This window comes from Cyclobacterium sp. SYSU L10401 (assembly GCF_010993705.1).
Classification (GTDB): Bacteria; Bacteroidota; Bacteroidia; order Cytophagales; family Cyclobacteriaceae; genus Cyclobacterium.
Genome location: NZ_WOFO01000005.1, coordinates 16310 through 40882, shown reverse-complemented (window position 1 = coordinate 40882; position 24573 = coordinate 16310). Strand labels below are relative to the sequence as shown.

General features: G+C 37.9%; 19 protein-coding genes and 1 pseudogene. 17 read left to right on the top strand and 3 right to left on the bottom strand.

Going from position 1 to position 24573, the window contains the following annotated elements; all coding sequences use genetic code 11:
• Positions 1 to 162: 162 nt before the first annotated feature.
• Positions 163 to 1302: a WYL domain-containing protein gene (locus tag GL182_RS13090; protein WP_163380150.1), complete on the bottom strand. Its 1140-nt coding sequence runs from the start codon at positions 1300 to 1302 to the stop codon at positions 163 to 165.
• A gap of 456 nt (positions 1303 to 1758) precedes the next feature.
• Between GL182_RS13090 and GL182_RS13085 the strand changes: the two genes are divergently transcribed.
• From GL182_RS13085 to GL182_RS13035, 9 genes and pseudogenes are all read left to right on the top strand, one after another.
• On the top strand, positions 1759 to 3339 hold the full coding sequence (locus GL182_RS13085; protein WP_163380149.1) for a reverse transcriptase domain-containing protein: 1581 nt from the start codon (positions 1759 to 1761) through the stop codon (positions 3337 to 3339).
• A 506-nt stretch (positions 3340 to 3845) separates the two neighbouring features.
• On the top strand, positions 3846 to 4517 hold the full coding sequence (locus tag GL182_RS13080; protein ID WP_163380148.1) for a competence protein CoiA: 672 nt from the start codon (positions 3846 to 3848) through the stop codon (positions 4515 to 4517).
• A 596-nt stretch (positions 4518 to 5113) separates the two neighbouring features.
• Positions 5114 to 5413 (top strand): hypothetical protein, encoded by a 300-nt coding sequence (locus tag GL182_RS13075; RefSeq protein WP_163380147.1) that lies wholly within the window; start codon positions 5114 to 5116, stop codon positions 5411 to 5413.
• Between the two features lie 194 nt (positions 5414 to 5607).
• Positions 5608 to 6275 (top strand): annotated as a pseudogene (locus GL182_RS13060) (SOS response-associated peptidase).
• Positions 6276 to 6711: 436 nt separating this feature from the next.
• Positions 6712 to 6969, top strand: coding sequence for a hypothetical protein (locus GL182_RS13055; RefSeq protein ID WP_163380143.1), 258 nt, complete (start codon positions 6712 to 6714; stop codon positions 6967 to 6969).
• A gap of 137 nt (positions 6970 to 7106) precedes the next feature.
• On the top strand, positions 7107 to 7964 hold the full coding sequence (locus tag GL182_RS13050) for a hypothetical protein (RefSeq protein ID WP_163380142.1): 858 nt from the start codon (positions 7107 to 7109) through the stop codon (positions 7962 to 7964).
• A gap of 322 nt (positions 7965 to 8286) precedes the next feature.
• Positions 8287 to 9036, top strand: coding sequence for a hypothetical protein (locus tag GL182_RS13045; RefSeq protein ID WP_163380141.1), 750 nt, complete (start codon positions 8287 to 8289; stop codon positions 9034 to 9036).
• A gap of 177 nt (positions 9037 to 9213) precedes the next feature.
• The gene (locus GL182_RS13040; RefSeq protein WP_163380140.1) at positions 9214 to 9384 is read left to right on the top strand and encodes a hypothetical protein; all 171 of its coding nucleotides are present in this window, start codon (positions 9214 to 9216) and stop codon (positions 9382 to 9384) included.
• 210 nt (positions 9385 to 9594) lie between these two features.
• Positions 9595 to 9834, top strand: coding sequence for a hypothetical protein (locus GL182_RS13035; protein ID WP_163380139.1), 240 nt, complete (start codon positions 9595 to 9597; stop codon positions 9832 to 9834).
• Positions 9835 to 9886: 52 nt separating this feature from the next.
• Here GL182_RS13035 and GL182_RS13030 read toward each other — a convergent pair whose 3' ends face one another.
• Entirely contained in the window at positions 9887 to 10117 is a 231-nt protein-coding gene (locus tag GL182_RS13030; protein WP_163380138.1) for a hypothetical protein, read from the bottom strand.
• Positions 10118 to 10297: 180 nt separating this feature from the next.
• On the opposite strand from GL182_RS13030, the gene GL182_RS13025 reads away from it, so the two are divergent.
• The 3 genes from GL182_RS13025 to GL182_RS13015 all read left to right on the top strand — a co-directional run bounded on the left by GL182_RS13025 (position 10298) and on the right by GL182_RS13015 (position 13317).
• Positions 10298 to 10840, top strand: coding sequence for a hypothetical protein (locus GL182_RS13025; RefSeq protein ID WP_163380137.1), 543 nt, complete (start codon positions 10298 to 10300; stop codon positions 10838 to 10840).
• A complete protein-coding gene (locus tag GL182_RS13020; protein WP_163380136.1) occupies positions 10827 to 11672 on the top strand; it encodes an agmatine deiminase family protein in 846 nt (281 codons plus the stop codon). The genes GL182_RS13025 and GL182_RS13020 overlap by 14 nt, the downstream gene beginning before the upstream one ends.
• 649 nt (positions 11673 to 12321) lie before the next feature.
• The gene (locus GL182_RS13015; protein ID WP_162416512.1) at positions 12322 to 13317 is read left to right on the top strand and encodes an IS110 family transposase; all 996 of its coding nucleotides are present in this window, start codon (positions 12322 to 12324) and stop codon (positions 13315 to 13317) included.
• 670 nt (positions 13318 to 13987) lie between these two features.
• Here GL182_RS13015 and GL182_RS13010 read toward each other — a convergent pair.
• Positions 13988 to 14836 carry a hypothetical protein gene (locus GL182_RS13010; protein ID WP_163380135.1) on the bottom strand — a complete coding sequence of 283 codons (849 nt, stop codon included), beginning with the start codon at positions 14834 to 14836 and terminating at the stop codon, positions 13988 to 13990.
• 168 nt (positions 14837 to 15004) lie between these two features.
• On the opposite strand from GL182_RS13010, the gene GL182_RS13005 reads away from it, so the two are divergent.
• From GL182_RS13005 to mads6, 5 genes are all read left to right on the top strand, one after another.
• Positions 15005 to 15520, top strand: a complete 516-nt coding sequence (locus GL182_RS13005) for a hypothetical protein (protein WP_163380134.1) — start codon at positions 15005 to 15007, stop codon at positions 15518 to 15520.
• 495 nt (positions 15521 to 16015) lie between these two features.
• Positions 16016 to 16738 carry a DUF6577 family protein gene (locus tag GL182_RS13000; RefSeq protein WP_163380133.1) on the top strand — a complete coding sequence of 241 codons (723 nt, stop codon included), beginning with the start codon at positions 16016 to 16018 and terminating at the stop codon, positions 16736 to 16738.
• A complete protein-coding gene (gene mads2, locus GL182_RS12995) occupies positions 16738 to 18756 on the top strand; it encodes a methylation-associated defense system DNA methyltransferase MAD2 (protein ID WP_163380132.1) in 2019 nt (672 codons plus the stop codon). The genes GL182_RS13000 and mads2 overlap by 1 nt, the downstream gene beginning before the upstream one ends.
• The gene (locus GL182_RS12990; protein WP_163380131.1) at positions 18753 to 20111 is read left to right on the top strand and encodes a restriction endonuclease subunit S; all 1359 of its coding nucleotides are present in this window, start codon (positions 18753 to 18755) and stop codon (positions 20109 to 20111) included. The genes mads2 and GL182_RS12990 overlap by 4 nt, the downstream gene beginning before the upstream one ends.
• Complete coding sequence (gene mads6 / locus GL182_RS12985; protein WP_163380130.1) at positions 20096 to 24571, top strand: methylation-associated defense system protein kinase MAD6; 4476 nt, start codon at positions 20096 to 20098, stop codon at positions 24569 to 24571. The genes GL182_RS12990 and mads6 overlap by 16 nt, the downstream gene beginning before the upstream one ends.
• The last annotated feature ends 2 nt before the right edge of the window (positions 24572 to 24573 follow it).

The following is a 24573-nucleotide window of genomic DNA, read 5'->3' as shown; positions in this document are numbered from 1 at the left end:
ATTCAACTCAGCCAATTTCATATAATTCTCCACATCAGTGAAGGATTAAATAGTTGTTCGATCTATCCAAGTTTCGTCCAGTATTCTAAAAGTTTATGTTCCAAATTCTATTTTAATTATAATTTAGAACAATTGAAGATATTTGGGAATAAATCCTATTAATTATTTTTTGATATTAAGCACTTGAATCGATTGGATTCTCTCTAATCTAAAGCGTCTTTCAGCATTTCGAAGTAAACAATGTCCTACAAAATGTTTGATGCTTTGTTTACTTGTGTCACCTGGATTTTTAAAAACTTCATAATCTGAAATGGATTTTGCTTCAATTGTCCTGCTTGTTACTTCCCCATGAAAAGAGGCATATCTAATTTTAAAGTATTTATAATCTCCAAAGTGAGCATTTAAAAACTCATCTATTGAGATAATTTCATTTTGGCTATCAAATTTTGGCCAAGACTCAACAATAGGACTGATGGCTTCTGGAAAATCAATATTGGGTTCAACCAAAAAAGTATCAGGTTTATTTCTAACCAAATCGAATCCTTGCAGGTAATATTTACCATTTAGACAAAAGGAAGAGCTGACTTGAAGTAAAATGGGAATTTTATCCCCGGATTTTATTATGTGTAGCGTGGTTTGTTCTTTGACCAGTTCAGAAATTTTTTCCAATATTTCAGAACCGTAAAAAGGAACACGCTCTAATACGGCTAGCGGCATGAATTTTTCAGAAAATTTATGACCCTTTGGATTAAACCATTTGCATTTGGCTAAGTATTTACCGGTAATGCGAGCCTGCTTTCCAGTCTTTTCATCATATTTTGGGTCTTTTTCCTCAGCCTTTTTTACGCTGATGACTTGCATTGTAGGCGCAACAAACGACAAAATATGATTATCTACCCTCGTTTGAACTCCATTTTTGGAGGAAAGTGATGATTTCTTCTTTCCTGTTTCAAGCGACGCAGTTTTAAAAATCACGTTTGAATAAAGTAAATCCTCCTGACTTACGACTTCGGATTTTTGAATAAGTTTAAGCTGTTTTTCTGAAATCCAGGCGTCTTCAAATTGGTATTGGTCATGGTTGAACCAAAAGCATTTACAACTTTTGGAACCCTTCTTGTGTATCTCCTCTCCATCTTTAGGATCATAGCTTCCTCTGTTGTGCATCAAAATTTCCCCTATAACCATCAGCGGTGGCGTTAATAATGATTCTCCTGCTATCACTGTTTCAAAAACTGAATTTTGAATTGATGAGTAGGGATGAGATTTAAATGCTACTATATCTCCAAGTACAAAATTTTCCATGCTAAAAGTAAACAGTTAATTATATGCCGAACATACAAAATATTTATTACATTTGAACTAAGCCTCGCGGAGAAATGTGCTTAGGCAATCGTCTGGTTTAGGACTGTACGGCCTTATTAGGCTGACTATTGCCATAGGGTAATAGGTAATGGATTAACTATGTAATGGTTCCACTTCTTTGGAAACTTCCTTATAATTAGAATCCCATTGAGGAGAGTAATGTTGAGGAGCTTCAAGGTTGGTGCATCAAGAAATTGATTGGCATCGGAGCTGATTGCATATATGACGGATATCATAAGTAGGTTCATAAGTAAATATTTCATTTGCTTCTTCTTTATTCGTTTAACATAATTGAAAATAAGCGTGACTCAAGAATTTGGGTACCGGTCCGGCTTCGAAGGAAGTGTAAGATTGCTGTTAGATACGCCTATCATCCCGCGAGGTGTTTTTTAAATTATGAGGATTGGGATAAGAGAAAAATGGTTTAGAAACAGGGGTTACCTTCATTTAAGTCCAAAATTAAATTTGGATTCGGAAGGAGACTATGTTTTTAAAAAAATCAGCAACCCCAGATACGTAGCGCACCATTCCTTTTTCCCCCTTATACATGCCAACATTAAAGAAAGAAGATACAAAAAGGATCCGGTAACAGAAAAAAGATGCCATACTGCCTCAACCGGAAAAAGCAATGCGAAAATAAGACCCCTTCATTTTGCATCGCATTTGGACAGTTTAATATTTGCATACTACGCTGACAAACTTAAGGTTTTGTATGAAGGTGTATTAGCGACAGAACCAGAGGTATCAGAATGTATTACCGCATACAGGCAAATTCCTGACCCGAACAGTCCGGGCAAGAACAAAAGCACAATCCACTTTGCACACGAAGCATTTGAACACATAAAAACCAAAGCAGAAAAGAATAAACAGTGCGCAGTCCTAAAATTTGATATCGAGAAATTTTTCAGCGGAATTAATCATAAACTTCTGAAGGCCTCCTGGTCCAATCTATTAGAACAAAAGGAACTTCCTAGGGACCACTATCAGGTATTCCGAGCATGCACCAATTTCTCCTACATATTAAAGGATGACTTAAGAATATTTCAATCCAATAATGGAAGGAAGGCAGGATTTGATGAAAAAAAGCTTGCTGAAAACCGAAAAAAGGGAACTGAATGTTTTTTTGAAAATCCGGCGGAGTTTCGCCAGGCTATAAAGTCGGGACAGTTAAAGGTCTACAAAAATCCATTTTACTCTAAAGCAGATAAAACCCGAAAGGGCATTCCCCAAGGTCTACCTATTTCTGCCACATTGGCGAATTTATACCTTTTGGAATTTGATCGTAACGTTGTCAAGGAAATCGTCAAAAAAAGAAATGGGTATTATCGCAGGTATTCGGATGATATCTTGATTGTAGTTCCAGTGGATGAAGAAGAATGGGCAAATAAGTATATTACAAAGTTGATTTTAGAAAGCAAGGTTTCAATCAGCACTGATAAAACCGAGATATTTCGATTTATTAAATGCACCGATACAACAGGAAAATCGATTATAAAGGGATTTTTAAAGAAAGAACATGATTTGGTCGATACCACCCCTTTGAATTACCTGGGATTTGATTTTTATGGGTTCAAGACCTTGATTGCATCAAAGAATCTTTCAAAATTTTACCGACGGATGAAAACGTCAGTTAAAAAGAAGGTAAAGATAGCCACAAAGAAATTCCAGAAGGACGAAATCGACAGGTCGGGGGTCGCTGTCTATAAACGTCAGTTGTATAAAATTTATACCAGTCTGAATCTCGAAAAATCCAACGCAACCAAAAAGCGCAAAAAATTGGTCAAGAATATTTTCGGCTACTATTATTTTAAATCAGACATCCAATTCCCTCCATTCAAAGGAAATTACCTGACCTACGCCAAAAGAGCGGCAAAAATTATGGAGGAGCCTGCAATCGAAAATCAGATCAGAAATCATAAACGTATATTCAATAAAGCAATACGGGAAAGGATTAGAAAAAGTAAATCGTTGCTGTGACTGGGAATAAGTTTAAATATATTTATTTTAAGTGTTGTGTGGGAAGAACCTAAATGAGAACTCAAATAATGCATACAATCAATATAAAAAGTCTATCTCATGCTTTGACAGTATAAAAAGCATCTATTTATAGAATCTTTATAATACCATTTTTTTGAAGAACAAGAGGATAAATGTATCCGTCAGAGGAACCCGATCTTCCATGGAAGCCGGTTTGTGGCTAAACTTGCGGCATGAATAGACAGAGCAACCAAGAAACGAGAAACCTGGAACTAGAATTGGTGGTTGTAATCCGGAAAAAGCAAGTTCGAATTCAATTTAAAGAGGGGATAAGTCGTATTGATCAAATAATGGGTTAGAAAGTCTTCCAAATGAACAAACAAATCCAGATTTCCAAGTAAAGTGAAAGACAGACTCAAGTTGATTTGGAAATTGTGTAGTTTTCACAACCATTCTTGGGGTTTGGATGAACTCTTAAAAGAGGATGAGCACAAAACATAGAGAAAATGAGGTTTGCGTTAGTTGATAACGAAAGAACTGAAGCCAGAAAAGGAATTAAGGGGACATGCCAAGCCTGTGGTTTTCAGGTAACTCCGGTTTGTGGGCCTATCATAATTCACCATTGGAGGCATGATAGTAACTGTAATTGTGACCCCTGGTGGGAAAACGAAACAAAATGGCATCGCAATTGGAAAAATAATTTTCCTAAAGATTGGCAGGAGAAAGTCTGTTGTGATGACCAAACAGGAAAATGGCATTTTGCGGACGTTCGTACAGACAAGGGAGTTGTTATTGAATTTCAAAATTCCCCAATCTCAAAGGAATTAATTAAAGAAAGAGAGCAATTTTATGGTGAACAAATGGTATGGGTAATAAATGGAATAATTTTCAGAGACAATCTAACTTCCAAAGAATTCTGGGAAGACCCTGAAACTATCAATATTCGTTTAAGTCATCCTAGAATTGATATTTGGAGAAAAAAAAGTCGCAATGAAGAGTTTTTCAAATGGAAATATCCTCCTAAAAGCTGGGAAGGAGTTTTGAGACCGGTGTTTATAGATCTTGGTGAAGATTCCCTTCTTTGGGTTAAAGAAGGGATGGGAACTAAACAAATTAGTGGTGTATATATTTTGAAAGAAAAGTTCATTGATCACTATAGTGCAGTCTTGTCAAAATAAAAACTCAAAACAGAGATGAACCCATTGCGAGGGAGCACAACGAGATTTTTGGGGAAGAAGTCTAAGAAACAGCGCTTCTTTCTAAATAATAATATAGCTGAAATTCAATTAATTAAGTAAAGATAACTTAAGTCAAAGACCCCGAAAATAGTCTCTTTTAGGCTTTTTCCGGGGTTTTCTTTTTTGTATTTTAATGTCGCTGGGAGCAGTCATCACCCAACTCATGGGCCAGGGCTTCCTGCTTATGCATTTCACGGAAACGTTTGATATTGCGGCCTTAATGGATTTTTCCTGGCATGTTGTTGCTTTCTGTCGTTGATCAAAATTAACCATTTCCATAGAATTGGCTATAAGGAAATAAGGGATTTTAAGTAATATATCCGTAGTAGAGAAAATTTATGCTGGTGGCCATCTGGGATCGGTTAGCATTTTCCTCTTTTTTCAACCAGCACCTGTGCATGTTCAGAAAATAAGTTATCCCTTATCAGAATAGGGTAGGGGTCAGGGATTTTTGAATTTTGTAAAGCTGCCTGACAGAAAATCCCAATAGAGAGGGCCACCTAGCAACCGAAAAACCTGGATAACTGGATAATAAGATGAATATTACCCTGGACGAGTTGATTATTGAGTTGATCCTTCAGGACCTGAAACACAATCAGTTGATTTTGGGGCTGGACAGGTTGAACCTGGATGCCGGTTACTGTCATTTTTTGGGTATTTTGGATCTGATTCAAAGGTTAATGGGGGTTTCAGATGACGAGATGGATGAGTTTTCCGCCACCTATATGGCTGTCATGCACAGGAGCCTGGAATTTCCAATTTCCCGTTCAGAGGAAGAGGTTAGGTTATTGGCAATTGAATGTTATAAAAACCTAAAGGAAAAGTTAAAGGGATAACCTGGAATGATGTTAATTTATTGGGGCTTACCCTTCGGGTCGGGCTACCACTTCGTTTTCATTCCAATCTTTTTTCCCGGCATTTTCCTCCCCAAAAAGGATTTCCATTGCTATCCCTAAGCCAAATACCAGGAGGGAAGGTAAATAGGTAGTCCTATTATTTGTAAATTGGATGCTCAACATAAACTGGAACTATGTGTGGCAGATACTCCGAAAAGCAAGACCTAAAAAAGGTAGAGGACCAATTGAAGTTGAGGTTGTCCGAAAAGGCCAAAAACTGGAAGCCATCTTTCAATATTGCACCATCGCAATTGGCTCCTGTGGTAACCTCAGATAAACCTGATCTGATTGATGTCTTCCATTTCGGTTTGGTGCCGCATATGATAAAAAGGTCGGATATAAAATGATAAATGCCCGCTCAGAGACCCTGCTTGAAAAACCTTCCTTTAAACCCCTGTTGGTAAACAATAAAAGGTGCCTGGTCCTGGCTGACAGTTTTTTTGAATGGAAAAAGGAGGGCAAGGAAAAGCAGCCATTCAGGATTTATCTTCCCGAAAGAGAGGTGTTTTTTTTCGCCGGGCTCTGGTCAAGTTGGAAGGACCCTGAAGGCGAAACGTATAATTCATACTCCATTATCACCACTGCGCCGAATAAATTGATGGAAAAAATCCATGACAGAATGCCAGTGATTTTGACCAGGGAAGAAGAAAAATTATGGTTGGATCCCGGTCAAAACCCCAAGGATCTGCTAAAATTGTTGAACGCTTATCCGGCCGATTCCATGGAGGCATATAAAATATCCAAAGAGGTGAACAAACCCGGAAACAATCACCCGGGAATTCTGGATCCGGTTTCGGAATAGATTAATTAGGCCTCTATGCACTATCATACAGTTTTTCTGTATAAGTTGGATAGGGTATTCCTATTTCACCTTTTCATACTTTCCGTGGTAACTTCAAATTTCATAATCTTTAATAGCCGTTCGTCCTTGTCCCTCAAATTCCCCTGTTTTCTATGGTTGGATAAATCCTGTTACTGCAAAGGACCATTCCTAATTCCCTTTTTATGGAAGCCTTTCAAATGTCATGGCCTATCCTGTTCCCGGTTGTGAATTATGATCCATGCAAAGATGGGGGCAGCGGTCCACCCGCCAAGGGTGCGCTTCGCCCGTTCGGAAAAATTGGGTATTCCAAAGGAAGCCTTCCGCAATTTTTTCGCCCGGCCCTTGGCTTGGGTTTCCCTGGCAGCCCCCGTTCTCTTGAGCATAATCAAATTTCAAACCTTAAACAGTTAAAGTCATGTCACAATTTGAAAAAACCTACATCGGCAAAGGAACCCAGGTAAAGGACCTCAACATTATCCGGGTATCCATCTCCAAAGAAACATTGGAGGAAATCCTTAAGGACCATATGGTCGATTACGACGGCAAAGAATACCTGGTATTTGAAGTCGCCTCCCTAAAAGAGCCGGACCAATTTGGAAAAACCCATACGGCCTATATCAGCAAAAAGGTAGCGGCTCCGAAAGGCGGGAGGTCGAAGAAATCGAAATCTTGATAAAAAGCCCTGCGGGGCTTTTTTTTCCTTTCAGACCATATTTACGAAATTTCATTGAACGTAGGCTGAAAAAAACTTCCTCTTGCTTTGCCAAACATGTGGCTTTATCTTTTTAATTTTATTTTCAAAAGGAAAAAATGCTTGAAGATCTGCAAAAGCACCTGAATAGATTAATGAATGAACAAAATAACCGGCCTATCCCAGATTTTGAGGGGTATTCACCAGCAGAAATGCATTCGATTTTGCACTTTACTTTTGAACGAAGCAGTCCAATTAGTTTGCAGAAATTGGATGCTGCCGATTACAGAAAAATACCATTATTAAATCAGGTTAAATACCTCGCTACATTAATTGAGGATAAGGGTGAGCTTAAATTAACAAAGTTGGGATTCCTTCCGTTGAATGTGGTGGCTGATATCTATGATCTAGGTCTAATTAAGGACAAATATTTTGAACTACGATCACCTAAACAACTTCGGGAAGCAGATGTACCTGCTATTACTTTATCAAGGATATTGCTTATCATCGCTGGACTGGTGAAAAAACGATCAAATAAACTGAGTTTGACCAAGCAGGGACAAAAAATCATACAAAATGATGGTGCGCTAAGACGATTGATCATAAGAACCTATGGGGAAAAGTTCAATTGGGCCTATTTTGATGGGTTTGGAGAAAACGGTATAGGCCAAATGGGTTTTGGGTTTTCCCTCATTTTAGTAAGCAGGTACGGCCAGGATTGGAAAAAGGTTAGCTTTTATACCCAAAAATATTTTAAGGCATTTCCGGATTTGCTCAATGTTCCCGATCCCCCTTATAGCAACCGAATTGCTGATTGTGAAAATTGTTTTACCTATCGTGTTTTTGAAAATTTTATGAGATACTTTGGTTTGGTAGAGGTAAAATACGAGGGTGAGCTTTGGAAGAACAACCTTTCCGTTTTAAAAACAGATCTCTTTGATAAACTGATCAGCGTTGAAATGCCTAAGCAAGTGTAATTTACCCATGCAATTTAAAATATCTTTTTTGAGAACTGTTTAATGAGTTTAGTTGGGCTTTTTCGCTTCACCGGTGGAATCGGGTTACCACTTAGCTTCGGTTCAGGTATTTTTCTCTGCACCATCTCCAAAAAAGGGATTTTATCGTTATCCCTATGCTTTTAACTATTCCCAATTCGGACAATAATTCTTCGGTCAGATGATTACAAAGCTAAAATTTTAAAAAAAATGTAGGTTTCCTAATTAAAGCCCTATTTTAGCCATCTAGCTTTGTTTTTTAAAGTGAGGAATAAAAATATTTTCTATTCAAAATAATTATTTTATGGATTTAAGAAAAGAACTTGACAGCTTTATTAAGGACTTTTACGGCTACGGTAATCTTAAAAGTGATATCTGGTTCATTGGCATGGAAGAAGGGGGTGGTGCTACCCTGGAGGAAATAAAGTCAAGGCTGGAAGTATGGAAAGCATTGGGGGCTGGAAAGGTAGTAGATGCATATGATTTCCACTATAGGATAACGGATGATAAGGGAAAGAATTTCGATTTTTTGTTCAGAGATGGCAACCCCGCTGTTCAAAGAACCTGGCAAGGTTTGATTAAACTCTTGCTGTCCTACAAAGCTGAGACTTATTCAGCGGAAAAAATCAAAGAAAAGCAAAGTAACGGTTGGGGACGTCTTAAATCAGATAATTGCCTGCTGGAGCTATTCCCTTTGCCCTCGCCAAATGCCAATGATTTCAAATATACCAAATGGCTTGGTGATGAAAACTTCACAAGGGAAAACTATAAGAAGGAAAATGAAAAGCCCAGGATACAGGGACTTCAAGAGCTCATTAAAGTAAACCAACCAAAAATGGTTGTGTTTTATGGGAAAGCTTATGGCGATAAGTATAAAGCCATCGCGGGACTTGACGGAAGTGATTTGCTGGAATTAAAAATTACTTCAGAAAAAACGGCCAAAGTTTTTGTAGGCTCCCCAACCTCCTATGTTTTTATTCCTCATCCAACCGCGCACGGCATGTCAGATGAATATTATCAGCAATTAGGAAGAGAATTAAAAGAGAAGATATGATAAAAATGATTCTTTACAATTTCAGTTGAATTGGTATTTATAGAGCCTTGGAACACGAGTTTGATGTAGTTTGCTCTATGAAAAGATGAGAACAGTGGTCCATCTACCAAGGGTACGCATCGCACGATCAAAAAATAGGGTTTCCTGAGGAAGTGTTCTAACTTTTTTAAAATTACCGTGGGGGAAATCCAAAAAGACCATATAGACGGCTGTTACGGCAAGAAATACATGGTATTTGAAGTTACCTCACTGAAAGAGCCGGATCAATGTGGGAAAACCCATGCGGCCTATATCAGCAAAAACGTAGCTGCTCCGAAAGGAGGGGGGGTGAAAAAATCGAAACCCTGAAAAAAAGACCTCAAGCGGATTTTTAGCATCAGGAGCATGGATAAGTGGCCTATACCTATTTCTGTTAAGTGGGATACACCAGAAGCAGAAATTACCTTTTAAAGGTTCATTATTGGTGGAGTTTGTTAAACAGAGAAAAAGGTTGCTGGTGAAGAAAAACCGAATTTTAATGTTTAAATTATTGACGGTATAATGTTAATATAATAAACAATGAAAGATATCTCCCTGATCGTAATGCAATTGAAAAACCGGCAAGTTCAGATTGAACGGAAGATCAACCAGCTGATAGACCAGAACCTGGATCCCTTTCCCTTTGAAAGATTGGAAAAGGGAAAACAGCTAAATGAATTGATTCAAAAAATCCTGCAAGCCATCGAAGGGGATGACTTGATTCTGGCCGGTATGCATATTAAAGAATTGGAAATTGAGGGCTTGAAACTGGACCTTTGATGGTATTGCCGCTTTTGGGGTATTGAAAGAAAAATATTACTGGACCCGATTATTAGTGACCTCTTTGTTCCAGTTTCCTCATAAGCTCCTCGTTTCTGCGCTCCAGCTCCCTGATCTTTCTGTCAGAATTGTATTCCTTGGGTTTAGATAGGGAATAAATAAACCAAACCCACACCGTAATGGCCACTATCAGACCTGGCCATTCGTTCTCGCTGCCCAGGGCACCGAACATGGCTACCATGCCAATAAAGGAAACGAGGATTAGTTTGATGAGAAATTTCATGGCTTCAATAGTTAAAAATAATACCTTAATTTAATTAAATTTTCGGTAAATTAAAAGTAATTTAGTTGGAAATGATTATATAAATATCTTAATATCAATGTATTAGAATGATTTGTTGCACATGGATAGTTAATTTCTTTGTATTAAATTTGAATTTTGTAGTGCATTTAAAGAAACGATATGATTACAGTTCAACATAGATTTTTAGACCACCAAATAAATCCAAAAGCAGAAACGATGATAATCGGAACCTTTAATCCAGAAACAGCGGACAATGACGCTGAATTTTTCTATGGTAGAACCAGAAACTATTTGTGGAGACTCCTTCCAACAGCTTTTGGCAAGACAGACTTAAAAGGTGCTTCTAAGCAGGAAAAATTAGATTTTATTAAGCAACATAAAATTGACCTTACTGACCTGATTGAAGAAATTAAAGTTGAAGAAGGTCAAGAAACCAATTACTATGACGGCTACATCGACAACAAAGTAACTCGATGGAAAGACATCATAGCACTTATTGACACTCTTCCAAACCTGAAGAGGGTTTGCTTTACAAGAAAAACTTTCTCTGATATACCGAACATGAAAAGGCAGCTTTTAAACATCCAAAAGCATTGTGAAAACAAAGGGATTGCTTTCAAGGCTTTAACCACTCCAGCCAGATTTTATCGAGAAGACAAACAAACTGAATGGACAAGATTTTTATTAGATGGTCACAGGTAAAGAAACAGATACGGTATATTTTTCAGAAAATCTGCAGGATGACAAGAGATTTACAAAGACCTGCAATACTTTAATTGGACTTCTTGACAAGCATTCAATAAAGTATGATTTCTTAAAAGCCACAAAAGACATTTGGTGCAGAGACTACATGCCAATTCAGATTGAAAAGGGAAAGTTTTTACAATTCCGTTATGAGCCGTCTTACCTAAAAGACGAGTTAGAACTTCAATCAAATCCAAAAGAAGTTTGTAAAGCCAACAACCTGAACCCTCAATTTTCCAAAATCAACCTTGACGGTGGAAATGTTGTGAATTGGTCAGATAGAGCAATTATTACTGACCGAATTTTTGACGAGAACCCAGAATATTCAAGTAAAAGCCGACTGATTGCTGAAATTGAAAAACTTCTTGAAGTCGAAATAATCGTTATTCCACAAATTAAATCTGATATGACAGGTCATGCAGATGGGATGGTTCGATTTGTTGATAAAAATACACTACTTGGAAATGAGCGAGAACAAGAATATAAATATTGGAAGGACGGAATTAACAAAGTCCTAAAAGAGAAAGGAATTGACTATATCGATATTCCATTTCTTGACCACAAAGAAAAAACTTACCCTGACCATGCAATTGGGTGCTATGTAAACTACTTGGAAGTCCATGACCTGATTGTGCTGCCAATATTCGAAACAGAGAAAAACAAAGACCAAGAAGTTTACAATAAGTTCAAGGAGATTTTTCCAGACAGGATAATTGAGACGATTAATTGCTATGAAATCGGACTTCATGGCGGTCTATTGAACTGTACAACGTGGACGATAAAAGACTGAAAATGAATAAAAACGCACTATAAAATTGTATTAGCGTGGCTGAACTGCTAAAATTAAGCATTTTGCTCATAAGAAACTGACCGTAGGGCGGACAGTGAATTGCTTCGAAATCCCTCACTACGCTTATACTTGACTGGAAAGTGGAGTCATCCCAAAATAATTACCATAAAGGTAGTGACAAGAATAGGAGAGAGCTTTTCACTTCCGTCTTGCAGATTATAAGAAATCAGGACTGCGGGTTGGCAAAGGCAGAAGCATGTCTGACGAGGGGTTTTGGAATGACATGCCATCTTTATAAATATCATTCATCCAAAACCCAGAGGAGTTTGCTTCTGTGAGCGAAGTGTACGGATTTTAGCCAAAAGATACACAATAGCGCGTGTCCGCCGTGGCCTTTAGGTTTGCATTATAGAATTACTAGGTGAAAAATGGATGTAATATCTATCTGATTTAGAGTCAATTCAAATATTTAATATATTAAAAAAGAATGGGGTGAACTTTCGCCGCGGCAAGGTTAGTGACCTATTCTCCGTATCAGTCCCCATTCTTAATTGAGTTGCCAAATAACCAGTTAGAATTTTAGGCTTCAAGGCCTGTTAAAGGTTTTAGTTTCCGCAACTCTCATTTGTTAAACTTTAATAGTCAAGTTATGAATTTCAAATCAATTATCGGAATCGATATAAGTAAATCTACTCTTGATGCCTACCTTAAAATCAATCATTCTCATGCTACCTTTTCAAACAACGAAAAGGGGTATTTGGAGCTTGTGGAATGGGTCATGGAAAACTCCGGCTTGGTATTGGCCAAAGAGCTTCTTTTTGGATTCGAATCCACCGGTATCTATTCTTCACAAATTGCTTCGTTTCTTGAGAGATACGGGTTGCCATTCTACATCATGTCCGGCCTTGAGCTCAAGCGTTCCTTAGGGATAAGAAGAGGAAAATCAGATAAAGCAGATTCGAAAGATATTGCAGAATATCTCTACGAAAAGCAGGAAAAAATCACTCCAACTGTGCTCCCCTCCCAGACTATTCTTAGCTTAAAAAAGCTGCTGTCCTACCGGGAAAGGCTGGTTAAAGAGAGAGCAGCTTTTAAAACACGGCTTAAAGAATATGATTCTGTGATACCTGAAAATGGTATGAAAGTTTATCAAAGCTCCCATGAAACAGTTATAGCCTGCTTGAATGAACAAATCAAAACCATTGAAAATGAAATGGAGCAGCTTCTTAAAAAAGACAGCTTTCTGACTGAGCAATATAACCTGATCAACTCAATCAAGGGAGTGGGTCCACAGACCGCTCTAACACTTATTATTTTGACAGAAGGATTCTCTAGGTTTAGTACTTGGAGAAAATTCGCCAGTTACGCTGGTACAGCTCCCTTCCCCAATCAGTCAGGGACATTCAAAGGAAAAACCAAGACAAGCCAATTAGCCAACAAAAGGATTAAGTCACTGTTGACGATGTGTGCAAGCACCTCCATCCAATACAATACAGAAATGAAGAAATATTATGAAAGAAGAGTCAATGAAGGGAAAAACAAAATGAGTACACTCAACATCATTAGAAATAAAATCATTGCCAGAGCTTTCGCTGTAATCAACCGAAAATCCAGCTATGTAGACACTTTCAAATATGCCGCATAAAATTTCCTTTTGTCCTTGTTTTAACCTTAGAATACGGAGCGGGGTTTCCCTGAGTTATCAGGACAGGTTGATTACTTTTTGATCCCGATTCGCTTCGCTGCCCGGGACAGGCTCTGCAGCAAAAAGTAATAACGACAAAATATATTCAGCAGCGATTAAATTTTTAAAGCCACCCCAACATTACACAGAAAAGGACTACATAGGCAAAAAGCTTAGATGAAAGGATCAGGCCAGGGAGAGGTTACCTTATTTTGACATATCTGATAAAGTCTATCAGATTACAGACAACTTCAGATAAACACAAAAGGGCTGAAACTTGAAGAGGCAACATTCATTCCTGGAGGATTTGAATGAGCGGAAATTTTAATTTATTAAGATTTATGGTCTAAAAGATAAGCAAATTCGCCCCTGAATTCGCCCCTGATTAAAAAATAAAAACCCTAACTTACTATATTTAAAGTAGTTAGGGTTTTTCTCAGCAGAGGAGGAGGGATTCGAACATCCATTTCAATATATTGATAATCAGACATTTAAAATCGTAAAATTAAATAGGTCTCGATTTTTCCGCATAAAATAAATTCTTGGGTTCGAAGGGATTTTTGTGATGAACGGTATAAGTAAGAAAAATTTACGCATAATTCTCCTTACTTGGAGCTGTCTTGTGGGAAATTTATTTTTCATGATTGAATCCTTCCATCCATTTATCCTCCTTCTTAATCATTGGGTCCAACCAATCAGCTTTTGATCGAGCCCATTCTAGCCAGGTCGACAAATCTTCTTTCAGAGAACCACTTGATTCAATAGAATTAAGATAAGCCCTCAGTTGCTGTGATTCGGCCCACCGCTTACTTTCTTGCAACAATTCCGAAAACCTTTTCTGTTCGTCATCTTTCTTTTGCTTGATTTCTTTTTTAAGCCTTTCTTCCTCTTCGTTTCTTTTTTTCAAAATATTCCTTTCGATGGTTTTTTTAGCATTCTCCTCGGCGAAAAACTCAATCCCCCCAATTACCCGGGCAAGCTTTTCTTCCAGTAACGAGTATGGCGTGTCCCCCCATTCCTTCCTCAACCATATGTCTATCACCTGAATATAAAGGAGACCCGTCGGTATTAGTTCTCGACCATCATAGGAGCCCTTTTTTATTTTTTCACTCCGGCATTTTTCCCAAAACCTAATTTCAACTTTTTCATCGTTAATTTTAACGTAAGTTTTTTCCCCTGCTATTAATATCTGATGATTTCTTACCCTAACCGCCTTTATGAAGGTATCGATTATTAATAAAGACCGATCAAGGCTTTTCAATGTGATGCTGGTATTGAAGTAACCTGGTTTAGTGGATGGCATTCTATCCCTTTCGTAAGAGATTCTAAGGTCCTTTGATTTAAAATGATTTTTTAATGCCAATACTATGGGATCGGGATTGGTAAGATTGGTGGGAACAATAAGACTTATTGAAGTGTCCTGGGATACTTCTTTTATTATGGCTTCTCTTCCGGGATTTTGTAGGGATTGGTTCATCATAAAATCCAATTAAAATCTACATAAATATATGATTATCAGAATAATAAAATTAATTTCTTAAAAAAAATTGAAAAATAATTTTTGCCCCCGTACCCATGGTGAAGTATACCCCCCTATGTTTTGGTGGGGAAAATCCCTTCCGACATTGTCAAATCAAAATTTTATTGTATGAAAAAGGAATTGTTAGATTTCTATGAGGAAATGTTTCACATGGGTGATTTTCTTTGGAAAATGTTTAGCCGTAGGCATCCATATCACCAACTAATTTCATTCATTGCAGACAACCGCTTTACCCAGGAAGGTAATAATCGGGTTCCATCTTTAGCATACACCTGTGCAAAGGTCGAGATTTCATTGGATGCATTGGAAACGCAACTGACCCACATGAAGGAACGGATAGAAAATTACTTTTATCAGAACGGGGATTTCGAGCATAGCATTCATCCCTATTTGGATTTGCCTTTTGCAGGTACAGTTTTTTTCTTTAAAATGGAAGAAGGGGAATCAAACTGCTTATTAAAGGTCAAAATGAAGTTGGACTTTGAGCTTGGTGTTCCAATCCAATCCTTATTGTTTCCTGGTAAGTATAAAGGCAGGCACTTCCAAATCACTGCACGTCTGGTCAGAATGACCTATGAAGGGGTAGTATTTGTATATTATCTCCGTCCTGCCCAGGATATGTAAAATTAATTTTGGCCTTAAGATTCTCCTCCTGGATTCAAAAGATTTGACCAGGGGGAGATTTTAATTTTTATTAAAGGAAAAGGTCAGTAAAACGATATACTTTTGGGCACTCCTATTTCTAATATGCGATCGGCAAATGCAACGTACCCAGTAACAGCCAATGACTTCGCCAAGCTCTGATCAGACGAATTCTATCTGATAGCCTGGACCGTTAATGTGGATCCCGGGAAGATGTTTAAGGAATTGTTTGGAGGGTTGGGGAAGTAACGGATGGGGAATAACTCCAAAAAAATCAGGAATGTTAAAATTTTTGGAATTTTGGCGGTCATAGTTAATTGGATGATGTGATATTAAAATTTAATTTTTAAAAAGGATTTTTGAGCCTATAAAAATCATTTTTTACAACCTAATCCTATATTATTTTTTCGGCAATAAAAATTATTATTTGCCAAAGTTTTGAATTTTAATTTTTAAAACTATATTTGTTTTATCTTCATGAAAAACACTGATCTAGCACATAGTCTTAAAATACATTTTTCAGGTAAACGGGAGTTTACTACCAAAGAAATCACGGATACCCTTCAAGAGCATTTTCCTGATTTGTCTGGTAGTACTATAGCCTGGAGGCTCAATCAACTGAAAAAAGACAAACTCATTTATCAGATTGGTAGAGGTTTATATACCTTCGATTTTAAACCTGAATTTTCTCCTGAACTAAGCTTAAAATCCAAACGGCTTTACAATCGAATAAAAGGCATTTATTCAGGTGAAATAGTGATGTGGGATACCTTCTTGTTGAATGATATTGGAAATGATCACATATCCAAATACTGGGTATTCCTAGCTCTTAATAAGGATGGCTTGGATCTATTATTCAATGAAATGCGGGCATTCAGTAAGCCAGTTTATCTGCAACCCGATAAGGAAACAACTGTCCGGTACATAATCCCACAGAATGAAGCTATCATTTTAACGGCGTTGATCTCTGAGACACCAACGGAACGATCAGGTGACTATCTTTCCCCCAGCATTGAAGCAATCCTGGTAAATGCATGGTTTGAGTACGAACAGTTTTTAGAGCCTATTGGCTTAGACATTGACAAACTTTACGTACAGGCATTTGCTAAGTACAATGTGAATAAAAGTAAGCTGTTACGCTATGCCTCCAGACGAGATAAAAGAAAAGAAATTAACGAACTACTAAAATCCATTGCATAATGTCAACAGAAGTACTTGATCAAGAAGATATTGTCTTAGAAGATAACCAACTGGTATGCATACTTTCTGGTGAAATTAAGAAGGTTAAGGCCCAGGAGACCAACCTGCAATCTGCAATCCTTATGCTTAATGAGGAATATGGCTTTGACCTGTCTGATATGGAACGTGATTTCTCCATCACTTATACTGATCCTGATACAGGGAAAGCTAAGAAGCAAAAAGTTGAGCTGGTAGTTTTTGAAAAAGGTAAGCCACACGAGCAAGATTTCATTATCCGCATCTGTATTGTCCAAGATGATAAGGTTAAAGACAACGATAAAAAGAAGGGAGTAGAACCAACACTGGAAAATGCCATGGGTGCGATAAAGAGTTGTGAATTTGGGCTGTGGGCAAATGGATCTCATTACCACTACAAGCAAAAGGTAGAGGACGCAATTGGCTTTGATTATGAGTTTGTGGACCTCTCAGATTTCCCGGGCGAAGGAGAAACATTGGATGACATGGACAGGGCTGATCGATCGTCAAGCAAGAAGCCCGCTAATGACTCCTTGATAAAGGTATTTAAACGCTCGCACGATTATATTTATGGCAATGAAGGGAGAAAAAAAGATGCTTTCTGGCAGTTGCTTAACCTGATCTTCTGCAAGCTATATGACGAAAAGCGAAAGTTTATGCCTTCTGAAGATAGTTACCGAAGGAAGTTTTGGGTAGGTGTAAAAGAACAAAACACAGAAGAAGGTAGAAAGGCCGTGGCTGAACGAATTAAGGGTTTGTTCGAAGAGTTGAAAACGGATGAAATCTTTTCTGAAGTTTTTGATGGCAATGAAGCCATTGGACTAACTGATAAAGGCTTAGCCTTTATCGCTGGTGAACTTGCTAAATACTCGTTCCTTGACGCATCAGTTGACGTAAAGGGAATGGCGTATGAAACGATTGTGAGTAATACGCTAAAGCAAGAAGCGGGTCAGTTCTTCACACCACGAAACATCATTAAGGCTATGGTCGAGATGATGAATCCTACAGAAACAGATAGAATTTTAGACCCTTGTTGTGGTTCAGGGGGATTCCTGGTAATGGCATTAGACCATGTGCGAAAGCAAATAGCATCGGAACTTCACCCTAATCTTGAAGGCCCTTTGTTGGCTGAGAAATTCAATTCACTTGAAGTAAATGAACGTGTACGTGAATATGCAGAGCGATGCATATTCGGTTTTGACTTTGATCCAGATTTAAAAAAAGCCGCACGAATGAACATGGTAATGGCTGGAGATGGACATGCCAATATTTTTCATGTCAATTCCCTTGCCTATCCCAATTGGGAGCATCCTGAGGAGATTCAGAAAATCAACGCCTCTATCAACAAAAGCTTATCCGATATGAAGGATATGGAGTCGAGATATGGTAATGACGCTCGTGGTAAGTTTGATATGGTATTTACCAACCCACCATTTGGGGCTAAAGTGAAGGTAGAGCAAGAAGTAGCCAGTCAATACTTCTTATCGAAATACAGTGATGCTCCTGAAGTACTGTTCATTGAAGCCTGCTACAACTATTTAAAGCCAGGCGGGAAGATGGGAATCGTTTTGCCGGATGGTATTCTTGGAAACCCCAACACTTTACCTGTGCGTGAATGGATATTGGATAAGTATAAGATACTTGCCTCTGTAGATTTAGCGGTAGAGGCATTTCTACCACAGGTTGGGGTGCAAGCCTCCCTACTCTTCTTGCAGAAAAAGACAGAATTAGAGCGCCAACTAGCCCAAGACAGTGCAGAAGACTATGAAGTCTTTATGGCCATTGCTGAAAAGCTAGGCAAGGATCGCAGAGGTAACCAAATTTATTTGCGTGATGAAGATGGTGCAGAGTTGCTTTTTGATACCGAAACAAAATATATAGTGAACAAGAAAGACGGTACTTCCGAAGTAAAAACTAGAAGAGAAAAGTTAAAGCAATTGGATGATGATCTCCCCAAAATCACTGAGTCTTATTTCAAATTTTTAAATGGTGATAAGATATGAGAGTAGGAAGAGTTAATTCAAAGTATGTTTTCGATAGTTATAGGCTAAATTCAGACTTTCATTTGACTGATGGGGTGGTTTATGATCGTTTCTTCAGGTCCATGAATCATGAAACACTCGGAGCTTTGTCAAGCGATATTTTTTGTGCTGGAAGAAGTAAAAGAATTTATGTTGATAAAGAGAATGGAATACCCTACTTGGGAAATACTGATATAACATCCTCAAACCCCTTGTCTAGCTGTAATTATGCTTCAAAGAAATTCTGGAAAGAAGGAAAGGGTTTTTTGAAAGAGGGAATGATATTAACTGGTCGTGTTGGTCAAAATACCGTTGGTGCCTTTTCGTTTGCTTCAAAAGAGGTTGAAGGTTCGATAGGCTCTGACAATGTCATTCGAATTATTTCAAACGGCAAAGTTGAAAACGGATACCTATATAGCTTTTTAGCTAGTAAATATGGTTTTCATCTTGCAAGAAGACATATAAGTGGAAATGCACAGCCATTTATTACAGAAGAAATGCTTGCCGATCTCCCAATCCCAATTCTCCCCCAAACCAAACAACAAGAAATCCATAGCCTAATTATTGAAGCTTCAAACCTTCGTGCAGAATCGAATAAGTTATTGAGGGAGGCTATTGAAATGATGGAAGAAAAACTTCCTTCAATTGAATTCAAAACTATATACAAAGCAAAAATCTCCTCAAGAACTAATCATAATTCAAGAATTGAGGCTACATATAATACAAATTCTATAGAAGGGTTTTATCGTGTTTTAAACGAGAATAATATTGAACTAAAGTCAATTTCGGAACTTTCAGATCAAGTTTTCACTCCTGGCATATTCAAGAGGATAAGAACAAACAATCCAGATAAAGGAGTTCCATTTCTAAGTGGCTCAGATTTATTAAATCAATACCCAAATTTCCAAAGTTTTTTAAGCCGAAAAATGAAGAATATTGACAACTATATTCTTCGCGATGGATGGATCGCCATTCAAGATGCAGGTACAATAGGGTATCTATCCTACATTACAAAATTCCTTGATGGAGTATCAGCAACTAACAACCTTGTGAGAGTTGTGCCAAATGAAAATGACAACAAGAACTACTACATATACTGTTTTTTGAAAACTAAAGTAGGTCAAAACCTATTGAAATCTCTTGAATATGGTAGCGTTCAAAAACACATTGACAATCATCAGATTTCCAGCTTCCTAGTTCCAATATTTCATGACATAGAAGGAGCAATATCTGAAAAGGTAGAAAAATGTATGATTAACCTAAGTGATGCCTGCTTTATGGAAAAGGAAGCAATTGAACTAGTTGAAAAAGAAATCGAATCATGGCAAGAATCATAAAACCTCCCTACTTTGAATCGGTTGTAAATGCCGGAGAAAAGCGTTTGCTTGATTATCTGGAAGTAAATCTCCCTGACACTTACTTTTTAGTGCCTAATGTAGAAATAGCCTCTACCAATCCCAGAAACAACCGTACCCAATATTGGGAGTATGACTTGTTGGTAGTTACTCCTCATGCCATTTACAACATTGAGAATAAAGACTGGAAAGGACGCATTGAGGGGGATGATAATTATTGGTATGTCAATGATCGTCAAAGACAAAACCCACTAAAAACTGGAAGGCAAAAAACAGCCATTCTTGCCTCCAAACTCAAGGAAAACGATTCTTCTTGGGGAAGAGCATGGATTCAAAACATGGTTTCCCTGTCTTACCCAAACACCTATGCTCCTTCACTTTGGCAAGAAGCAGGTAAGCTAACTTTTCAGCTCAATGACAACCTAATTTATTTTTTAATAGATCCTGATCAGGTAGGAAAGCAAGAAAATGATATTCAGGATATCTATCAAGACATTGTCAAGTACCTAGATGGTAGTCAAAGCAAGAAAGCACCCGATGAAAAGCGTGAAGTTGAAGGTTATGAAATCATTGAGATTTTAGAGGTATTACCGAACTGTACTGAATACTTAGTAAAACCAAAAGGTGTGACCTCTTCTATTCGCAAGAGAGTAAAAGAATACTCTCTTCAAGTAGCCGGGTTTTCACAACCTGAACTGCTCAAACAAGAGGACATCATTAAAAACCAATATAAGGCTTTGCATAAAATCAAGGCAAAACCGTTCATACTTAATGTGGAGTTTAAGATAGATGAAGAAAACCATCTTTTTTATGAGATTTCAGACTTCTTAGACGAAAATTCATTGCGTGCCGAAGCTCGATCTAAGACCTTCACTTTTCAGGAAAAAATTGGCATTCTCCGAAATGTAATGGCTGCATTAAAAGAAGCCCATAAAGAGAATATCTTCCATAGAGACATCAACCCTGACAACATCTACATGAGTAGCGGTTATGCGTATCTGGGAAATTTCGGGAAATCCTACTTCACAGACCATAACCAGCAAGGATATACGGTGATGGCAACCATCAACGAATCCAATGCTACCCCCTACCACCCGCTTGAACTCACCGTTGGAGATGCTTCCAGGGCATCAGACATCTATTCGTTAGGTGTATTGGCTTATTGGCTATTCACAGGCGAAGAACCATTCAACACACCTTATGATCTTGATAAACTAGGCGGTCAGCTCCCATCAGAAAAATTGCCTAGTTCCCTTAATAAAGCACTTCCAAAATGGCTTGATGCACTTTGCAATAAAACCATCCTAACGGATGATTTGAAGCGTGTTGACAGCATCGAACAGATAGAACAATTCATAGAAGATTCTATGAAAGAAGGCGATAGTGCTGTCGAATCAAAGCGAAGCACTGTTTCGCCTCAGATTCCTTCGATTGATACTTATGACTTGAAAGAGGGAGATCGGTTAGGAGTTTACATCATACATCAAGTTCTAGGCAAAGGCGGCTATTCACGCGTATTCAAAGTCAAGCACCGTTTGCAGGATAAATATTTTACACTAAAACTTTTTCACGAAAGCGTTAATGCCAATTCTGTAATTGACGAGTATAGTGCACTTAAGGAGTTGAGTCATAATAACATTGTGAAATTCGTTTGGAATGATGAAGCTCCAAGTGGCCAATTCTATACAGTTATGGAGTATTTGGATGGTGAAAATTTGAGTGTTTATGCTCGAACTGATGCCAAACTACCTATATACCGAGTATTTCAAGTGGCTCAGGATATTCTGAGTGCGTTGGTTTCTATGCAAAGTCTTGAAAAGCCGATTTTGCACAGAGATATTAAACCTCAAAATATAGTTTGGGATAACCAAAAGAGGTTTGTCCTCATTGACTTTAATGTGGCTTCTTTCGCAAATGATAATCAGGATTTTGTTGGTACTAATCCCTATTTGGCTCCAGACTTAATCACTGATGGCTATAAAGTGAACTGGGATACTTCTGCTGACACGTTTGCCTTAGGAATAACTCTATATGAGTTAATCTGCAAGCAATATCCTTGGGCACCCAAAAAAATGCCTGTTTTAAGTATTGACCCAGTCAATCCTAAGGAAATAGAACCACGGATCTCCAAAGCATTCGCCAGCTTCATTCATAAAGCGATCAATCCAAGAGTCGAAAATCGTTTCCAGAACGCCCAACAAATGATGGATGCGCTTATTGAGATCGGAGAAGACGGCATTTTGGAGGCGAGCATAAATGAAGAGAAATCCATCACAAATGACAATCAGCTTTATCACGTAGAGTTGATGATTTCTCAACCAGGATTGAGAGTCAAGTTGTTTGATAAGATGGCCACTTTCTTCGAACTTGAGAAGACGATCCTAAACAACTTCGACCGCTTTAAGGATAAACTTTCAACCTATCGCAACAGCCTTTCACTTGGAGAAATGATTGAATTAACGCTTAAAGTTGATAGCGAGATTATCATTTATAAGCCCTTTTGGAAAGGAGGAGCGAGAAATTTTACTGATGGCAATATTCAACGCCTACACGAAGGGCTGCTTCAGGTTTTTGAAGAACACAAGCAAAAGTTAAATGCCTATAAAATTGAAGTGAAAGGGCTTGATTTTATTGAGTATATCAATTCCTTATATAGTCAATCCAGAAACGGAAACTTTGGTACAAGGGCAAGTGAAAATGTCAATGAATTTGACAAGCTGACTTACACTCCATCGAAACTTGATAAAAAACTTCTCCCGGATATACTTGATGGGAAATACAAGCTGCTTATTATCACTGGAAACGCTGGTGATGGTAAAACCGCCTTCATCAAACGTATTGAGTATGACAACGCTATCAAAGAACTAAATCATCAGGAACATAAAAATGGTGCAAAATTTAGGATCAATGGAATCAACTTCGAAAGTAACTATGATGGTTCACAAGATGAAGATGAAAGAGCCAATAATGACGTTTTAGAATCCTTTTTTGAACCGTTCGAAAACACGGCAAACTACAACGATGCTAAAGAAGGAAGAATAATAGCAATCAATGAAGGTAGGTTAGTTGAGTTCTTAAAGACCTCCACCAAGCACAAACCTTTACATGATACTATTGAAAACTACTTCTACAACGAAGGCCATCACAACTTGCCTGGCGGGTTGATGATTATCAATTTAAACCTAAGATCCGTTGCTGCGCTAGATGATAAAGAACCAAGCCTCTTTAGAAAGCAAATCAAGGCACTCACCAAAAAAGAGCTTTGGACCAAATGTGAAGGTTGTGATTTAGCGAATAAGTGTTTTATTAAGTATAATGTGGATTCCTTCAATGATCCTGCGATGGGTGAAGAAGTCATCTCACGAATGGAATGGCTACTCAGGACTGCTGGGCTCAAGAGAGAACTGCACATTACCATGCGTGATCTAAGATCTTTTATTGCTTTCTCGCTTACCAGAGATCATGAGTGTTCTGATATAGAAAAATTGTATGCTGAAAATATTGATATACCCGAGAATTATTGGCAGCACTATTATTTTAACATTACCGACCCATCTATTGAGGATTCAGGAAATCAGGATAGGCTAATAAAACTGCTCCGTGAAACTGACATTGGAGAAGTCGCTATTCCTGATAGAGATCGCGATTTATTCTTTGGAAATCACCAATCGAATGATTATTTGGAATTTGCTGAAAGAGGGATTGACTTAATTGATGAGTTTAACAACAATAAAATATGGGTGCCAGCTCATGAACAAGATGACACGAATGTTAAGAGAATCCGTGGTATCCAAAAGAACTTCATTCGTCATCAATATTTTGAAGGGAAATCAGAATTACTGACTATTAAAAATGGCTTTGTAAAAGGTGATGCTGCTTCAGAAGAAGCACAGTTTCCCTCCTACTTACTCCGTCTACCGTACCACTCGGTTTACAAGTTCGTAAAAGTTCTTGAAAAAGGTGACGCTGAGAACTACACAAAAGCCAGTATTTCAAGAGCTATTTCTCTAAATGAAGGGTGCGATAATCCTGGAATTGATAAGGACTATTTGGTATTGGCATCCACCGAAATCAGAGATCCTTTAAGTAAATCTTTCCGCTTGTTTGACTTAGATGATTTTGAGTTGTACGTGAATAGAACGGATCATTTGGTTAAATATTTAGAGTATGAACCGGACAGCCTCACTTTCAGACATAGGTCTAAAAAGCACATCAAGCTTACTATTTCTTTGGATTTGTACGAAATGCTATATTTCATTCAACAAGGTTTTAGTCCTTCATTGAATGACCTGAGAGGGAAATTTATTGAATTGATCATTTTCAAAAACCTTCTGGAAAATCTTAGCTACAATGAAGTTGTAGTTACCAGTGACAACATGGAGTTTTACAGAATTAGTAAGGATGAAGAGAGCAGACTTTACATTGAACCAATGGAATTATAGTT

Bases quoted from the DNA above. Each gene is read 5' to 3' on its own strand.
- GL182_RS12990 (WP_163380131.1), top strand. From the start codon at position 18,753: ATGAGAGTAGGAAGAGTTAATTCAAAGTATGTTTTCGATAGTTATAGG.
- GL182_RS13035 (WP_163380139.1), top strand. From the start codon at position 9,595: ATGAAAGATATCTCCCTGATCGTAATGCAATTGAAAAACCGGCAAGTT.
- GL182_RS13045 (WP_163380141.1), top strand. From the start codon at position 8,287: ATGGATTTAAGAAAAGAACTTGACAGCTTTATTAAGGACTTTTACGGC.
- GL182_RS13075 (WP_163380147.1), top strand. From the start codon at position 5,114: ATGAATATTACCCTGGACGAGTTGATTATTGAGTTGATCCTTCAGGAC.
- GL182_RS13050 (WP_163380142.1), top strand. From the start codon at position 7,107: ATGCTTGAAGATCTGCAAAAGCACCTGAATAGATTAATGAATGAACAA.
- GL182_RS13085 (WP_163380149.1), top strand. From the start codon at position 1,759: ATGAGGATTGGGATAAGAGAAAAATGGTTTAGAAACAGGGGTTACCTT.
- GL182_RS13025 (WP_163380137.1), top strand. From the start codon at position 10,298: ATGATTACAGTTCAACATAGATTTTTAGACCACCAAATAAATCCAAAA.
- mads6 (WP_163380130.1), top strand. From the start codon at position 20,096: ATGGCAAGAATCATAAAACCTCCCTACTTTGAATCGGTTGTAAATGCC.
- GL182_RS13055 (WP_163380143.1), top strand. From the start codon at position 6,712: ATGTCACAATTTGAAAAAACCTACATCGGCAAAGGAACCCAGGTAAAG.
- GL182_RS13000 (WP_163380133.1), top strand. From the start codon at position 16,016: ATGAAAAACACTGATCTAGCACATAGTCTTAAAATACATTTTTCAGGT.
- mads2 (WP_163380132.1), top strand. From the start codon at position 16,738: ATGTCAACAGAAGTACTTGATCAAGAAGATATTGTCTTAGAAGATAAC.
- GL182_RS13030 (WP_163380138.1), bottom strand. From the start codon at position 10,117: ATGAAATTTCTCATCAAACTAATCCTCGTTTCCTTTATTGGCATGGTA.
- GL182_RS13005 (WP_163380134.1), top strand. From the start codon at position 15,005: ATGAAAAAGGAATTGTTAGATTTCTATGAGGAAATGTTTCACATGGGT.
- GL182_RS13090 (WP_163380150.1), bottom strand. From the start codon at position 1,302: ATGGAAAATTTTGTACTTGGAGATATAGTAGCATTTAAATCTCATCCC.
- GL182_RS13015 (WP_162416512.1), top strand. From the start codon at position 12,322: ATGAATTTCAAATCAATTATCGGAATCGATATAAGTAAATCTACTCTT.
- GL182_RS13080 (WP_163380148.1), top strand. From the start codon at position 3,846: ATGAGGTTTGCGTTAGTTGATAACGAAAGAACTGAAGCCAGAAAAGGA.
- GL182_RS13010 (WP_163380135.1), bottom strand. From the start codon at position 14,836: ATGATGAACCAATCCCTACAAAATCCCGGAAGAGAAGCCATAATAAAA.
- GL182_RS13020 (WP_163380136.1), top strand. From the start codon at position 10,827: ATGGTCACAGGTAAAGAAACAGATACGGTATATTTTTCAGAAAATCTG.